The 16,395-nt window shown below is 44.0% G+C and carries 11 protein-coding genes; all 11 read left to right on the plus strand.

Features of this window, described 5'->3' with window-relative positions; translation table 11 throughout:
* Positions 1-473 precede the first annotated feature (473 nt).
* The 11 genes from A3860_RS24585 to A3860_RS24635 all read left to right on the plus strand — a co-directional run bounded on the left by A3860_RS24585 (position 474) and on the right by A3860_RS24635 (position 16,391).
* Positions 474-1,166 (plus strand): phosphoadenylyl-sulfate reductase, encoded by a 693-nt coding sequence (locus A3860_RS24585; RefSeq protein WP_245843612.1) that lies wholly within the window; start codon positions 474-476, stop codon positions 1,164-1,166.
* Positions 1,167-1,195: 29 nt separating this feature from the next.
* Positions 1,196-2,104 (plus strand): sulfate adenylyltransferase subunit CysD, encoded by a 909-nt coding sequence (gene cysD, locus A3860_RS24590; RefSeq protein ID WP_081150994.1) that lies wholly within the window; start codon positions 1,196-1,198, stop codon positions 2,102-2,104.
* Positions 2,105-2,186: 82 nt separating this feature from the next.
* Entirely contained in the window at positions 2,187-3,425 is a 1,239-nt protein-coding gene (locus A3860_RS24595; protein WP_081150996.1) for a sulfate adenylyltransferase subunit 1, read from the plus strand.
* Between the two features lie 42 nt (positions 3,426-3,467).
* Positions 3,468-4,295, plus strand: coding sequence for a serine O-acetyltransferase (locus A3860_RS24600; RefSeq protein ID WP_081150998.1), 828 nt, complete (start codon positions 3,468-3,470; stop codon positions 4,293-4,295).
* Between the two features lie 15 nt (positions 4,296-4,310).
* A complete protein-coding gene (gene cysK, locus A3860_RS24605; protein WP_245843613.1) occupies positions 4,311-5,276 on the plus strand; it encodes a cysteine synthase A in 966 nt (321 codons plus the stop codon).
* Between the two features lie 12 nt (positions 5,277-5,288).
* Complete coding sequence (gene cobA, locus A3860_RS24610; RefSeq protein ID WP_081151000.1) at positions 5,289-6,152, plus strand: uroporphyrinogen-III C-methyltransferase; 864 nt, start codon at positions 5,289-5,291, stop codon at positions 6,150-6,152.
* Positions 6,136-7,884 (plus strand): diflavin oxidoreductase, encoded by a 1,749-nt coding sequence (locus A3860_RS24615; RefSeq protein ID WP_081151002.1) that lies wholly within the window; start codon positions 6,136-6,138, stop codon positions 7,882-7,884. The genes cobA and A3860_RS24615 overlap by 17 nt, the downstream gene beginning before the upstream one ends.
* A 46-nt stretch (positions 7,885-7,930) precedes the next feature.
* A complete protein-coding gene (locus tag A3860_RS24620) occupies positions 7,931-9,619 on the plus strand; it encodes an NADPH-dependent assimilatory sulfite reductase hemoprotein subunit (RefSeq protein ID WP_081151004.1) in 1,689 nt (562 codons plus the stop codon).
* 15 nt (positions 9,620-9,634) lie between these two features.
* Positions 9,635-11,152, plus strand: coding sequence for a TSUP family transporter (locus A3860_RS24625; RefSeq protein ID WP_081152257.1), 1,518 nt, complete (start codon positions 9,635-9,637; stop codon positions 11,150-11,152).
* Between the two features lie 256 nt (positions 11,153-11,408).
* Positions 11,409-14,447, plus strand: a complete 3,039-nt coding sequence (locus tag A3860_RS24630) for a TonB-dependent receptor (RefSeq protein WP_245843614.1) — start codon at positions 11,409-11,411, stop codon at positions 14,445-14,447.
* Positions 14,448-15,137: 690 nt separating this feature from the next.
* Positions 15,138-16,391, plus strand: coding sequence for a TolC family protein (locus tag A3860_RS24635; RefSeq protein ID WP_081151006.1), 1,254 nt, complete (start codon positions 15,138-15,140; stop codon positions 16,389-16,391).
* Positions 16,392-16,395 lie beyond the last annotated feature (4 nt).

A 16,395-nucleotide genomic window follows, 5' to 3' on the forward strand; every position in this document is an offset into this window, starting at 1 on the left:
CAGCAGAGCCGGACCCCCGCTGCGCCTTCGCGAAGGTTCGGCCAGGCAAGGCCGGTCAGCTTTGAAACCCAACCAGGTACACAGCTTAACCAAACAGTCATTAGTTTTATTCTGCATGAATAATAAGTGCTGAATCAACAATTGAAAACGGCAGTAGTTCAATACTGTCAAAAAGCAGCAAACGAACAATTGTTTGTAGGCTGGAATGTTAAATAAGATTTAGTCCACTCGTTTGGTAGAAAAAATTTTTAAGATCCGTCTTTCTGTGTTATCTTTGATCTACAAATTGAGTAGACTTATTATGTTTCGCTCCCACACAATACACATCATGTACATCTCCTGTTGCAATAAATATTGTTGTTGCTGTTAATACTCAATGATTACCCGCTTTTCAGCCGTCTTTGCTTCTCAGGTTCCAGATTAATGAATGAAATGAATGATAAACGTATATGAGCTCAACACTACAGTCAAACTTGTCAGATTTAACCCACCAATCAGATAGACTAAATATTCATGAATTTATAAAACTGGTTACGGAAAAATTCCCTGGCAAGGTTACTTTTTCAACCAGCTTCAGCTTTGAAGATCAGGTAATTGCCCACGAAATATTGAGCAATAAGCTGCCGGTGAACATATTTACTTTAGATACCGGAAGGTTATTTTCTGAAACATATTCTGTTTGGAACAATACCAACGAAAAATACCAGGCGAATATAGCAGCCTACTATCCCGATTACCGTTTGCTCGAAGAATTTGTCACCGAAAAAGGCCCGAATGCATTTTATGAGTCGGTTGAGAACCGCAAGCAATGCTGCTTTATTCGTAAGGTAGAACCGCTAAAAAGGGCACTGGCCGGCAACGCCATCTGGATTACCGGTTTGCGCGCCGAACATTCGCCCGACCGTAAAGACCTCAGCGTAATAGAGTGGGACGAAACCAACCAGATCATCAAGTACAATCCCATTTTGCACTGGACAACCGAGCAGGTACGGAAATACATCGACGAAAATAATGTACCATATAATATATTGCATGACCGCGGATTTGTGAGCATTGGCTGCCTTCCCTGTACCCGCGCTATTCGCCCCGGCGAAGATTTCAGAGCCGGCCGTTGGTGGTGGGAAGATGCAGCTAAAAAAGAATGTGGTTTGCATATACATAAATAATTATTAACTGAATTCCTGAAAACAGAAATATGAGTAAGTATAGTTTAGATTATTTGGATCATCTGGAGTCGGAAGCTATTCATATCTTCCGCGAGGTAGCAGGACAATTTGAAAGACCGGCTTTATTATTTTCCGGTGGGAAAGATTCCATTACGCTGGTACAACTGGCGTTAAAGGCTTTCCGCCCCGGTAAATTCCCCTTCCCGCTGGTACACATCGATACCGGCCATAACTTCCCCGAAGCATTGCAATACCGTGATGAACTGGCCAAAAAAATTGGTGAGAAATTAATAGTACGTAACGTAGGCGATACCATTAAAGCAAAGAACCTCACCGAACCCAAAGGAAAATTCGCCAGCCGCAACGCATTACAAACCTACACGCTGCTCGATACCATCGAGGAGTTCAAGTTTGATGCCTGCATTGGTGGTGCCCGCCGCGATGAAGAAAAAGCAAGAGCCAAAGAGCGCATCTTCTCTGTACGCGATGAGTTCGGTCAATGGGACCCCAAACTGCAACGCCCTGAGCTGTGGAATACCTATAATGGTAGAATAACCAAAGGGGAGAACGTTCGCGTATTCCCAATCAGTAACTGGACCGAGCTGGATGTATGGAACTATATCCGCCGCGAAAAGATCGAACTGCCTTCCATATATTTTTCACACGAACGCGAGGTGATCGATCACGAAGGACAACTGGTAGCTGTAAGTGATTTTATAAAACTCGATGCTACCGACAAGGTGCTAAGGAAGAATGTACGTTATCGTACTGTAGGTGATATGACGTGTACTGCCGCAGTAGAATCGCATGCTTCGAACATCGACGACATCATCAGCGAGATCACTGCAACAAAAACCAGTGAACGCGGTGAAACCCGTATCGATGACAAGGTATCGGAAGCAGCTATGGAAGACAGAAAGAAGAACGGATATTTTTAATTTCTGATTTAGCGATTTTGGGATTTTTAGATCTGATCAAATCCCCGAAATCTCGAAATCCCCAAATCTCAAAATTCTTAAAATGGATTTATTACGGTTTATAACAGCAGGTAGTGTAGATGATGGCAAGAGCACATTGATCGGCCGTTTATTATACGATAGCAAAAGTATAATGATCGACCAACTGGAGGCTATTGAGAAACAAAGTAAAAACAAAGAGCAGGGAGAAATTGATCTGGCCTTGTTGACCGATGGTTTACGTGCAGAAAGAGAGCAGGGCATTACGATCGATGTGGCGTACAAATATTTCTCAACGCCCAAACGTAAGTTCATTATTGCCGATGCGCCCGGGCATATTCAATACACCCGTAACATGGTGACCGGCGCTTCTACCGCCGACCTCGCCATTATATTAATTGATGCCCGTAATGGCGTGGTTGAACAAACCCGCCGCCATTCTATCATAACTTCTTTGCTGAACATTCCGCATGTGGTAGTGGCCATCAATAAAATGGACCTGGTCGATTACTCACAGGATGTTTACAATAATATTGTGATCGATTATGCCGAAGTGGCAAAATCGCTGGGACTGAAAGATGTAACCTACATCCCCATCAGCGCCGCGTTTGGCGATAACATCGTAGAAAAGTCGCCAAAGCTGAGCTGGTACGAAGGCTCATCTTTGCTGAACTTTCTTGAATCAGTGGAAGTAGAAAAAGATATTAACCTCGCCGATCCGCGTTTCCCTGTGCAATATGTGATCCGTCCGCAAACAGACGATCTGCACGATTATCGTGGTTATGCCGGTAAGGTCATCAGCGGTATTTACAAGAAAGGAGATGCCGTTACCGTGCTTCCCTCAGGAAGAACAAGCACCATTAAAAATATTGAACATAACGGGGTAGATGTAGCCGAAGTGTTTGCACCACAAAGCGCTATCCTGCACCTGGAAGATGATATTGATATCAGCCGGGGTGATATTATCGTAAAAAACGATAACCTGCCCAGGGTTACCCAGGAGCTGGATGTGGTGTTGTGCTGGATGGATAACAAACCACTGGTAACCGGTAACAAATATTTACTGCAGATCAACAGCCGCGTAGTAAAAAGTGTGATAAAAGAAATTGAGTACAAGCTGGATGTAAATACCCTGCAAAAGACCGATGCCACATCAGCCGGTTTGAATGATGTAATAAAAGTGAAAATAAAAACAGCATCACCCATTCCGTACGATTCGTATAGCGAATTGCGCGAGAACGGCGGTGCCATCCTGATAGATGAAACAAGCCACGTAACAGTAGGCGCCTGTATGATTAAATAGCCGGGTAGTAAACAGCGTGTTGAACTTTGAATATTGAATAACATGAGTACGAGCGAATTTATACAGCATTTATATGCACAACATAAAAAGGTAGATACCTCATTTCCCGATAAGGAAATGGCGGAGCAGTTCATTGATCAGGTTTTTAATTTTTTGTTCTTACCCAACAAAAAACATCAGCAGGTCAGCGATCTGGAAAAAGAGCTCAACATCTTAAAGAGCTATTTATCGAGCCTGGCGTATGATGTGGTGCATACGGAAGACAAGGCCGAACTGATCACAGAAACATTTTTTGCGGTCATCCCCGACCTGTATGCAACGTTGATGAAGGATGCAAATGCGTTGTTGTTGTTTGACCCGGCCGCGCGGTCAGTAGAAGAAGTGATAGTGGCGTATCCCGGGTTTTATGCAACAGCAGTGTATCGCTTGTCGCACCAGTTATGGGAGCAGGGTGTTGGAATTTTGCCCAGGCTGTTCACCGAATATGCGCACAGCAAAACAGGAGTTGATATTCATCCCGGCGCCCGTATAGGCGATGCCTTTTGCATTGACCATGGAACCGGAATCGTAATAGGCGAGACCACAGAAATTGGTAATAACGTAAAAATATATCAGGGTGTAACATTGGGCGCTTTGAACGTATCGAAAGATAATGTAACAAAACGCCACCCGACCATTGAAGATAATGTGACCATTTACTCAGGCGCCACCATTTTAGGAGGCACAACGGTGATAGGAAAAGATAGCATCATTGGCGGTAATGTTTGGCTAACGTACAGCGTACCCTCATTCTCGGTGGTATATCATAAAAGTGAAGTGAAAGTACGGGATAAAAATCCATTTCCCGAACCATTAAACTTTGTCATCTAATAAAACTGATTTGTTATGATCACAGAAAAAGCAAAAAATATTACAGATAACCAAAACAACCAGCGAATGAGAGCCGGTAACATTTTAGAAACGATTGGCCAAACCCCCCATGTTAAGATCAACAGGCTGTATGGCGAAGGACACGAAGTTTGGATAAAACTCGAACGTAACAATCCAGGCAACAGCATTAAGGACCGTATTGCATTGTCGATGATCGAAGATGCAGAGAAGAAAGGTATCCTGAATAAAGACAGTGTGATCATTGAACCTACTTCGGGCAACACCGGTATTGGTTTGGCCATGGTATCAGCAGTAAAAGGATACAAATTGATACTGGTAATGCCAGAATCAATGAGTGTGGAAAGAAGACAGTTGATGGAACTGTATGGCGCTTCATTTGAATTAACACCCCGTGAAAAAGGGATGAAAGGCGCTATTGAAAAAGCAAAGGAACTGGTTGCCGCAACGCCCAATTCCTGGATGCCCCAACAGTTCGATAATGCAGCCAACGTAAAAGTTCACCGCGAAACCACCGCACAGGAAATTCTGGAAAGCTTTCCTGACGGCATCGATTACCTGATCACTGGTGTTGGTACCGGCGGACATATCACCGGTGTGGCAGAAGTGCTGAAAGAAAAATTCCCTAACCTGAAAGTATTTGCAGTAGAACCCGAGTTATCGGCTGTGATCAGCGGCGGTGCTCCCGGACCACATCCTTTGCAGGGATTGGGCGCTGGTTTCATTCCTTCTATCCTGAATACAAAATTGCTCGATGGAACGGTGCTGGTAGGAAAAGATGAAGCATTTGTATATGCACAACGCCTGGCCAAAGAAGAAGGAATACTGGCTGGTATTTCAACCGGTGCCGCCCTGGCAGCAGTAGCAAAGAAATTAGCCGAGATACCAAAAGGAGCTCGCGTATTAACATTCAACTACGATACCGGCGAACGGTATTTGTCAATAGAAGGCTTGTATAAATAGTAAAGTAAGTACATGCAAACAAACCAAACATCTGGTAAAGTGATACTTGCTGCTGCCGGTCCCGGTGATCCCGAACTGGTAACGGTAAAAACAGTACGCTACCTGCAACAGGCTGATGTGGTGTTGGCCGACCGTTTGGTTAGTTCGGCCATCCTGCAGCAGTATGTGAACAGCAAGGCAGAGATCGTGTACGTAGGCAAGCAATGCAGCCGCGGTTCTTCTACTCCGCAGTATACCATTAATGAACTGATGGTACACTACGCATTACAGGGCAAACTGGTGGTGCGGTTAAAAGGGGGAGATGCCACTATGTTCTCGAACATACTCGATGAGCTGCAAAGCCTGGTGCAACACAATATACCCTATGAAATTGTACCGGGTGTAACGGCGGCGTTGGGAGCAGCAGCCTATGCAGGCATTCCTTTAACGGCACGGGGGTATACAACTTCCGTTCGGTTCCTGACCAGCTATAAACTGGATGTTCTTACCCCAACATACTGGAAAGAGCTGGCACAAACCAACGATACCCTTGTATTTTATATGTCGTCTGAAACATTGGACCATGTAGTGGATAGCCTGGTGCAGCATAATATCAGCAGCGATAAGTTGCTGGCAGTGATTGAACAGGCAACAACGCCCCTGCAAAATGTACATGTAACCAATATATATGAATATGACCAACAGTTGCGGGGAAAAACATTTGTTTCTCCTTCGCTGGTGATCATAGGAAAAGTGGTGGCTTTGCACGAACGGTTCAAATGGATTGCGAACAGCGAAAGTGCCGAGCATTATTTTAAACCACTGGCAAAACTGATTACAACGACACCCGATTCTGAAAATGCGGAAAAAGTAAATAAATATGTTAGCAGAGCATAAACTGAAATTGTTACAGGATTTAGTAAGGTCTTCAACCAAAGAAGAACTGGTTTGGATAAATGGATTCCTGGCCGGCGTGTTAATGAATTGCCACGATCAGCCTGCACTGGCTTCTACTGCAGCACCTGCAACAGCAGCTGCACCCGTGGCTGCCCCTGTTGAAAGCAAACCAACCGTATCTAAAATAACTATAGCATACGGTACTGAAACCGGTAACTCAAAAAAGCTGGCTACCGACTTGGCCGCTAAAGCAAAGAAAAGTGGTATCCAGGCCAAAGTGGTAAGCCTTGATCAATATCGCCTGAATGATCTGGCGAAAGAAGAATATTTCTTCACCATCATCAGCACACAAGGCGAAGGCGAACCACCTGCTACTGCAAAGAAATTTTACGACCACATCCATCAGAATGGTTTCAAGTTGCCTCAAATAAAATTTGGCGTATTGGCGCTCGGCGATACATCATACCCCCTGTTTTGCAAAGCTGGTGAAGATGTAGATCAGCAATTGCAAAAACTGGGCGGACAACGCGTTGTTAACTTAATAAAATGTGATACCGATTACCAGGGGGATGCAGATGGCTGGTTCTCGCAGGTATTGCATTCATTAACCACCACTACCAGCAGCAATGGTACAGCCAGCGTAGGCGCGGTAGTAACGGCTAAAAAGCCAACCGGCAAAAAAGTTTACAATGGTAGCATCATCACCAACGTAAACCTGAACGACAGAGGTTCTCAAAAAGCAACTCATCATATTGAAATAGTGGCCGATGAACTGGAATACCAACCCGGTGATTCAATCGGTATTGTTCCTGAAAACGCACCCGCTATTGTAGATTCTATTATCGCAGTGACCCGTATCGACAGCAAAAAGACAGTATCGTTTCGTAATGAATCTCATACCGTGCTTGAATTATTGAAAAAGAAACTGAACATCGCTTATTTGCCGGAAAGGGTGGTAAAGCAGTATGCATCTATTGTTAAACAGGATATTCCTGAAACAAAGATCAGTTTGCTCGATCTGTTGAAAATATACCCGGTGAACAATGCGGCCCAGTTTGAAGAAGTGATCGGCATTCTGGAACCCATAACGCCGAGATTGTACTCTATTTCTTCTTCACCCAATGCACACAGCGGTGAAGTACATATTACTGTAGCCCGCGACAATTTTAAAGTGAACGGCGAAGTAAAACATGGTTTGGCTTCAAACTTCCTGGCTGAACTGCCAGTTGATGGTTCGCTGGAATTTTATGTACATAAAAATAACCAGTTCCGGTTACCTGCTGAAGACAAAGACGTTATTATGATCGGGCCCGGAACCGGTATTGCGCCTTTCAGGTCTTTCATTGCTGAGCGCGATGCTGCCGGCGCCAGTGGTCGTAACTGGCTGTTCTTTGGCGACCAGCACTTCACTACCGACTTTTTATATCAAACAGAAATTCAAAACTGGATCCAGACAGGCGTACTCACCAAAGTGAACGTGGCCTTCTCAAGAGACCAGAAATCAAAAATATACGTACAACATAAAATGCTGGAGAATGCCAAAGCATTTTATGAGTGGTTGCAGAACGGAGCCTATGTATACATCTGCGGCGCTAAAGAACCAATGAGTGTAGATGTGGAATATACCATTCTGCAGATCATTGAAAGATTTGGAAGTAAATCAAGCGCCCAGGCGGTGGAGTATTTGAGCCAATTGAAAGAAGAAGGCCGCTTCCTGAAAGATGTGTATTAGAACGAAGCGGATGAATTTAATTTGAAACTTGAAACAGCATTTAACGATGAGTACAAACGATAATAAGAATCTGTCTTCTACCGAAAAAATAAAAATGGCCAGCGATGGCTTGCGCGGTACATTAAAAGAAAGCCTGCGCGATGAAATAACCGGTGCGATCCGTGAAGATGACACAGCGTTGGTTAAGTTCCATGGCATGTATCAGCAGGATGATCGTGACCGCCGCGAAGAGCGCAGTGCCAAAAAGCTGGAATGGCTGTATTCTTATATGCTGCGTTTGCGGCTGCCCGGTGGCTTTATGACCGCTGATCAATACATAGGCTTACATAACATAGCCGGTGAACATTCAACCGGAGTTATTAAGATCACCACCCGCCAAACCATACAGCTGCATGGTATTTTAAAATCGCATGTAAAACCAACCATTAAGGCTTTCAACACCATACTCATTGATTCTATTTCAGCCTGTGGTGATGTAAACCGTAATGTGGCTTGCGCATCACACCCCAAGTTCTCGCCAATACATGAGGAAATATTCTCTTACGCGGGAAAAATAAGCCAATTGGGTTTACCAAAAACAAAAGCATATTACGAAATATGGCTCGATGAAAAGCCATTGCTCGATAAAAAGGAAAAAGAGGAAGTAGAGAAAGATCCTTTATACCAGGATCGCTATTTGCCCCGGAAGTTCAAAATTGGTATAGCCATTCCGCCAAACAACGACGTGGATGTATTTACCAATGACCTTGGTTTGATTGCCATTATTGAAAATGGCAATCTGATAGGGTTTAATATTGCTGCCGGTGGCGGTTTGGGCACTACTCATGGTAACGCAGCCACGTACCCGCGCCTGGCATCTATGCTGGGTTTTGTACGTGGCGAAGAACAAACACTGAAAGCGGTACTGGAAGTAATTACTATTCAGCGCGACCATGGCAACCGAAGCGATCGTAAACTGAGCCGCCTTAAATACACCATCGACAAAATGGGTGTGGAAGCTTTCAAAGCAGAACTGGAAAAACGTTGTGGTTTCAAACTCGAAGAGTCAAAACCATATACCTTTACTAGCAGAAAGGACGAATACGGCTGGCACAAAAACCACGAAGGGAAATGGTATTATACCGTATTTATTGAAAATGGCCGTATAGCCGATGAAAAAGTTGCTTTAAAAACAGCTTTGCTCGAAGTGGCAAAAACCGGTAAAACCAATTTCAGGTTCACCAGTAACCAGGGTTTGATCATCAGCGACATTGCCCAAAAGGATAAGAAAGCTGTAGAAAAGATATTGACCGATTTCGGAATTATTGCACATACAGACAATGCAGGGGCTGTACGTAAAAATGCCATCGCCTGCGTAGCGTTCAATACCTGTTCGCTGGCGTTGGCCGAAGCACAACGCTACTTGCCATCGCTCATCACGAAAATTGAGCCTATCCTGGCTAAGTATGGCCTGGAGAACGACGAAATTTCTATGCGCATGACCGGTTGTCCCAATGGTTGCGGAAGGCCCTATGCAGCAGAGATCGGTTTTATAGGCACTGCCTATGGCCGTTATAATTTGCATTTAGGTGGCGACCGCGAAGGTTTCCGTTTGAATAAAAAGTACAAAGAAAATATTGACGAGCCCGCCATTTTGAAAGAGCTGGATGAACTATTTGAGAAATATAGCAAGAACAGGCAAAAAGGCGAAACTTTTGGCGATTTTGCAGTTCGGGAAAAGTTGGTAACGATTTAAAAAATGCTGGGAAGCATGACAACAGAACAAACAATACCGGTAAAACAAACGACTGGCGCAACAACCGACCAGGGCAATCTTTTATTTCCTGTTTTTTTAAAGCTGGAAGAATTAAAAGTATTGCTGGTAGGAGGGGGCAAGGTAGGTGCAGAAAAGCTTTCTGCACTGCTGGGTAATTCGCCGGCTGCCCCGGTTACTGTTGTTGCTCGTAGCATTTCTGAAGAAGTACGCAAGCTGGCAAAGCATCACCCCAATGTTACCCTTCATGAACGCGCCTTCATGGAAAGCGACCTGGAGAATAAAGACCTGGTAGTGATCGCGGTAAATGAAAAGGAATCGAGCCTGGCTATCAGGGCGGCTGCCAAGGAAAAAAAGATCCTGGTAAACGTGGCCGATACCCCTGAGCAATGTGATTTTTATTTGAGCTCCATTGTGCAGAAAGGCAATCTGAAGATCGCCATTTCAACCAACGGTAAATCACCAACAGCGGCAAAACGCATCAAGGAAGTATTGAACTATGCATTACCGGCCGAGCTCGATGACATGATCAATAACCTGCACGCGGTACGCAATAAGCTGAACGGGAACTTTGAATACAAGGTAAAACGGCTGAACGAGCTCACCCGCATACTTATTGAAAAGGATAATGTAGAACGGGAACGACGGGTGCGCAAAATTGTTACGTACTCGCTGATCGCGTTCGGACTGATGCTCATTGGCCACTTCCTCTTTTCTTATTTACCCTTTCAGCGCATAGCCGATGATACAGTAAAATGGTATCAGCAGCTTGACCCAAACTTTCACTGGATGTTGCTGGCCGGTTTCCTGGCGCAATTGGTTGATGGCGCTTTGGGAATGGGTTATGGCGTAACCAGCGCTACTATTTTATTAACAGCCGGCGTGCCCCCTGCCGCCATGAGTGGCAGTATTCACACGGCTGAAATGTTCGCCAGTGGCGCCTCGGGTTACAGCCACTATAAGTTTGGCAACGTAAATAAAAAGTTATTCAAGGCATTGGTGATTCCCGGGGTTTTGGGAGCTGTATTCGGTGCCATTCTGTTAGTAAAATTTGGTGATTCACAAACAGCCTATATAAAACCCGTTATTGCCACCTATACCATGTTGCTGGGTATACGCATACTATGGAATGCCTTTAAAAAGGAGCAGAAGAAAAAGAAATTCAAACATTATGGCTGGCTGGCTGGTTTTGGCGGCTTCCTCGATTCGTTCGGCGGTGGGGGTTGGGGTCCCATTGTAACCACTACGTTAATTACCAAGGGCCGTAGCCCGCGGTTTGTAATAGGTTCTGTAAGCCTGACCGAATTTTTTGTTACCCTGGCAAGCGCCTTTACATTCTTCATTTCCCTGGGTGTAACCCACTGGCAGGTGATCGTGGCACTAATAATCGGCGGTTTGCTGGCTGCTCCTGTAGCGGCAAAACTAGCTGGTAAATTACCCCGTAAAACCTCCATGATCTTATTAGGTTTTCTGGTAATATTCTGGAGCCTGAAGATCATTGTAAAGATCTTTTAATAGCATACTCCTGGTATAAATTGTACCGGGATTTAAAATAAATTATAAGTCTAGTAAAATAATGGACTATATTTGCGCATTATCATCCCGGTTTCTATAGTTACCGGGTTTTTTAAAGCCTGTTTAGTCTAGTGTAATTGTAGACATATAGGAATGAATGATCCCCCGGTTTTGATTATTTGAATAAGCGACCGGGTTTTTATATAAATTTTTAGTCTATTAAATTAATAGGCTTTTATTCGCAAAATCAACGAACATGAAAACAGCAAATCCTTCAGGCTGGATGCTATTAACCAAAACCTTTTACATAGGACTCTTTGAGAAATTAAATGGGGCTCAAAAACTGAAATACGGCGTTCTGTCGTCTCTCGTTCTGCTCATGTGCTCCGCTTCCTTTGCGCAAACAGTGGCCCTTATTGAAATATCTGGACAGGTGGTGAATCAGGAAAAGAATGAACCCCTGGGCGATGTAAGTGTACAGATCAAAGGTTCAGTAACAGGAACCATAACCGACAATACCGGTAATTTTATTATTCGCACAAAGCAAAAATTACCTTTTACCCTGGTGTTTTCTTCTGTAGGGTTTAAGCCGCAGGAACTGGAAGTAAAAAGCCTTGGTTCCAAATTACAGGTAGCCATGGTAACGCAAACGGTGTTGGGGAATGAAGTGGTAGTAACCGCTTCCCGTGTTCCGGAAAATATCCTTAAATCGCCGGTAGCTATTCAAAAGCTCGATATCCGTGCGATCAAGGAAACACCTGCGCCTAACTTTTACGATGCTCTCGAAAACGTAAAAGGTGTGCAAATGACCACTTCCAGCTTAACCTTCAAAGTGCCTAATACGCGTGGTTTCAACATCCCTAACAATTTCCGGTTTATGCAGCTGGTAGATGGGGTTGATATGCAGGCTGCCACCCTGGGTGTGCCGCTGGGTAATGCCATTGGCCCCACCGAGCTGGATATTCAAAGCGTTGAAATTACGCCCGGCGCGGCTTCGGCTTTGTATGGCATGAATGCGATCAACGGTATGGCCAACCTGCTTACCAAAAATCCATTCAACAGTCAGGGCTTGAGCATTTATCATAAAACAGGATTGAACCATGTTGACGGTATAGACCATACACCCGCATTTTTGACCGAATCTGCAATACGGTATGCGAAAGCATTATTCCATAACAAGTTTGCTTTTAAAGTGAACGTGGGTTATATGCAGGGGATCGACTGGCGTTCGAATTCCCGCCTCGATCAAAACCCGAATAACCTCAAAAGCGCTAACCCTAATTTCCCTTCTTTGGATGGTGCAAACAATATTGCATTTGACGGCTGGAATAAATATGGAGACGATGCGCTGGCCGGAAGTAATACTTCTTCTATCAGCGGCCTCACTATTGATGGTAAAACCAACCAAACCTTGCGCGTAGTGCGCACTGGTTATTGGGAAACTGATCTGGTAAGTCCGAAAGTGAGCAACCTGAAAGTAGATGCGGCCGTTCATTATCGCTTAACGGAGAATACCGAGTTATCCTATTCATACCGCTTTGGTAAAATGGACGGCGTGTTTCAACGCGGTAACAAGATCAGGCTCGATGGCGTTAAAGTGCAGAACCATCACCTGGAGTTGAAAGGTAAGGATTATGTGATCCGTAGTTATGTATCAATTGAAAATACTGGTAACTCGTATAATGTAAAACCGTTGGCCGATAACCTTGACCTGGCCAGTGGTGGATCGAGCACAGCCTGGGCCGCCAAATACAAAAATGCGCTTACTGAATATGCCAGCAATAATGGCGGATTAACATCAGCTAACCTGGCAGCGGCTAACGTGTATGCCCGGGCAAAAGCAGATGCCGGCCGTGTTGAGCCCGGCACCCCTGAATTTGATGCATTAAAGAATACCATCATTAAAATTAACAACTGGGATATAAAATCGAGCGCTATCCCTGATGCACCCGCGACCGGTGGTGCGGCCCTGATACAAAAAAGCCGCCTGTACCATACCGAAGCACAATGGGACCTGTCGAAATATACGAAAGTGGTTGACCTGCTGGTAGGTGGTGATGCCCGTATTTACGAAGTAATTCCCGACGGTAATAATTTTGTTGATTTCAGCCGTCCCATTGATGAAAGGAACAAGCCGGTAATGGTTGATGGCAAGGTGCCTGATAGCAGTAATTTTGGCAGCAATGTGTATTACAAAAAATTTGGCGCCTTTGCGCAGGTTACCAAAACCTTTTTCGATGATAAGCTGAAATTGTTTGGTTCATTGCGGTACGATTACAATCCCGAGTTTGATCCCAAATTCACGCCCCGCCTGGCAGCAGTGTATACCTTTAATCAACGTCATAATTTCCGCTTTACTTATCAGCAGGGATATCGTTTCCCGGCTTTGTTTGAAGCCTTATCGTATGTAAATAATGGCCGCGTAAAACGCGTGGGCAGCCTGTCGTACATCAACGATGGATTGGGATACCTGGAGAACAGTTATACACAGGCTTCAGTAGTAAACTTCAATGCAGCCGTAGCAGCAGCAGGTAATTCCGATGCGGCTGCGCTGGCTAATCGCGATCTGCTGGTTTGGGCGAACCTGCCTAAAGCGCGTCCTGAGCAGATCACTTCTTTTGAGATCGGTTATAAAAGTGTGCTGCTGAATAATACATTGATCATTGATTTGGATGCTTATACCAACAAATACGATGGATTTTTGGGACAGGTGCAGGTATTTGTACCCAAGGGTGAAACTGTGGGCAGCGATGCAGCGGTAATTGCCATGCTCGACCGCAATCGCGATGCTACCACTGCCAGTGGCGGCAATGCAGCCAGCAAAGGGCAGGACCGCTATCGTGTATACACCAATGCAAAGAATGCCTATTACAACTATGGTTCGGCGTTGGGCGTAACCTGGAATTTCTTTAAGAAATATACGGCATCGGGTAATTTGAATTTCAATCAAATGAAGGCAAACCATACCGATGATATCTTTGTAACAGGGTTCAATACTCCTAAATGGTCAACTAACCTGTCGTTCGGAAATCGTGAAATATTTAAGAACGTAGGCTTTAATGTTGTATGGAGATGGCAGGATTCGTTCCTGTGGGAAAGCCCGCTGGTGACCGGAAATATTTCTGCCTATAGCACCGTTGATGCACAGGTTACCTATCGTGTTCCTAAGGTTAATGCCAGCATAAAAGCCGGCGGCGCCAATTTGCTGAATCACCGTTATATTCAATATGCAGGCGGACCAACTATTGGCGGCTTGTATTATGTAGCATTTACAATTGACGGATTACTAAAATAAATTGAAAGGATAAGGAGCATTTGAGAGCAACCATCCACTGCAAGGTGGGTGGTTTTTTTGTGGAGTGGATTAAGGGAAGGCCGGGTTCCGCAAAGTTGCCATCGGCCGCAAGGGACAGAAGGCCTATTCACCGGTTGTTTCCCGATCGATTCAATAGTCGATCAAGACATATCTTAATAGTGAACGGGACTGCGAAGGCGGTCCCGTTGTTTTTTTATTACCTGTAAATGCGGCCTTAAAATTGAAAAAAAACCTTATAAAAAGAAGTAAGTATCATCGTTAATAAGAAAACCGGCGTAACACTGAAATTTGTATTGATAAAATTCGTAAATTTTAAAATCAATAAGTCTCCGTACCTCCTGACAATGTTATGGTATTGACAAATTCCCGGCTGGTTCTCATTTTATAAGTTATTCTGGATAGGGATGAAAAAGCTACCGGCTTTCATAATATTAATATCACATCAGAATTTTTCCATGTTTTTACCGGCTATGGAAGAAAAGGACCGTTATTGTGCCAACGAAGGCAGCTGCTCAAAAGACGGGTTTCCGCTGCTAAATGAAAACAAATCTGTACCGCCTGTTTTGAAGTTCATTTTGCGCCGTCAAAAGTGTAAAGATAGATGCTTGCCCCTTCCCTGATCAGAAGGGGCGTTTTGTATTTATATTTCTTATTGTAAAGGACCGAATCATGAATCATTGTAAGGCCATGCTTATAGGCTTTGCTACATTTTGTGCATTCTACGCAAATGCACAGGACAGTCTTTTTTTGACAATAGACAGGGCCGATAAAATATTTGTTGAGAAAAATCTTATGCTGGTTGCCGGCCAGTTGAATGTTGATGCACAAAAAGCATTGGAAATTCAGGCCAGGTTATATCCAAATCCCCAATTCACAGCGGGCTTTAATACGTGGGATGCAGACAATAAAAAATTATTTTATGCCGGCAAATCAGGTGAAAAAGCTTTTGAATTTGATCAGTTAATATTGCTGGGAGGCAAACGAAAAAAGCAGATCGAGCTGGCAAAACAAAACATCAGGCAGGCGGAGCTGGAGTTGGAAAACCTGATGAGAAACCTGAAATATGAGCTTCATAAAAGTATGTTCTCTGTTTATTTCGATCTTCTTACGTTAGTAAAGTATAATGGTCAGCTTCAGCAACTTGAAACCATAATCGCTTCCTATGAAGAGCAGGAAAAAAAAGGTAATATAGCTTTAAAGGAAGTGGTAAGGCTAAAATCAGTTTATATAAAACTGAATAACGACAAAACTGAACTTTTTCAGGCCATTCAGCAAGAGCAAAAAGATCTGCAATTGATTTTACAAACCAAACAGTTTATCACCCCCCGTTTAGATAGCCTGGCATGGGATAAATATGAACAACTAACTATCCTGGATTCACTTCAACAGCTCGCTTTGCAATATAGGGCCGATTATAGGTTAACCGCGCTCAGCAAAACGATGACTGAACTGAATGTTCAGTACCAGAAAAGCCTGGCCATACCTGATCTAACGCTTGGAACTTCCTATGATCAACGAGGCAATGCTTTCAATCGCCAACTTATGTTAACAGTTGGTGTGCCGCTGCCTTTATGGAACCGTAACCAGGGTAACATCCGTTTTGCTGAAACACAAACCAGGTTATCAGTAGTTAATCAGCAGACCATGCAGGCAGCTATTGAAAGCGAAGTGAATGCTGCCTGGTATACTATGCAACGAAGCATTCAGGAATATCAGAAAACAAAACAAATATATAACGCTGATTTTTTCGATGTATACAATGGCATGACCGTTAATTTTCTTAAACGCAATATCAGCCTGATAGAATTTGTTGACTTTTTTGAATCGTATAATGAAAGTGTTGCCGAGGTCAATCGCATCCGGAAACAATTGGTCTTATCTGCTGAGAATATTAATTACTCTGTTGCATACCCTTTATATTAAACTC

The organism is Niastella vici (genome assembly GCF_002077945.1).
GTDB lineage: Bacteria > Bacteroidota > Bacteroidia > Chitinophagales > Chitinophagaceae > Niastella > Niastella vici.

Bases quoted from the DNA above. Each gene is read 5' to 3' on its own strand.
- A3860_RS24620 (WP_081151004.1), top strand. From the start codon at position 7,931: ATGAGTACAAACGATAATAAGAATCTGTCTTCTACCGAAAAAATAAAA.
- cobA (WP_081151000.1), top strand. From the start codon at position 5,289: ATGCAAACAAACCAAACATCTGGTAAAGTGATACTTGCTGCTGCCGGT.
- cysD (WP_081150994.1), top strand. From the start codon at position 1,196: ATGAGTAAGTATAGTTTAGATTATTTGGATCATCTGGAGTCGGAAGCT.
- cysK (WP_245843613.1), top strand. From the start codon at position 4,311: ATGATCACAGAAAAAGCAAAAAATATTACAGATAACCAAAACAACCAG.
- A3860_RS24625 (WP_081152257.1), top strand. From the start codon at position 9,635: ATGACAACAGAACAAACAATACCGGTAAAACAAACGACTGGCGCAACA.
- A3860_RS24600 (WP_081150998.1), top strand. From the start codon at position 3,468: ATGAGTACGAGCGAATTTATACAGCATTTATATGCACAACATAAAAAG.
- A3860_RS24595 (WP_081150996.1), top strand. From the start codon at position 2,187: ATGGATTTATTACGGTTTATAACAGCAGGTAGTGTAGATGATGGCAAG.
- A3860_RS24635 (WP_081151006.1), top strand. From the start codon at position 15,138: ATGAATCATTGTAAGGCCATGCTTATAGGCTTTGCTACATTTTGTGCA.
- A3860_RS24630 (WP_245843614.1), top strand. From the start codon at position 11,409: ATGAAAACAGCAAATCCTTCAGGCTGGATGCTATTAACCAAAACCTTT.
- A3860_RS24615 (WP_081151002.1), top strand. From the start codon at position 6,136: ATGTTAGCAGAGCATAAACTGAAATTGTTACAGGATTTAGTAAGGTCT.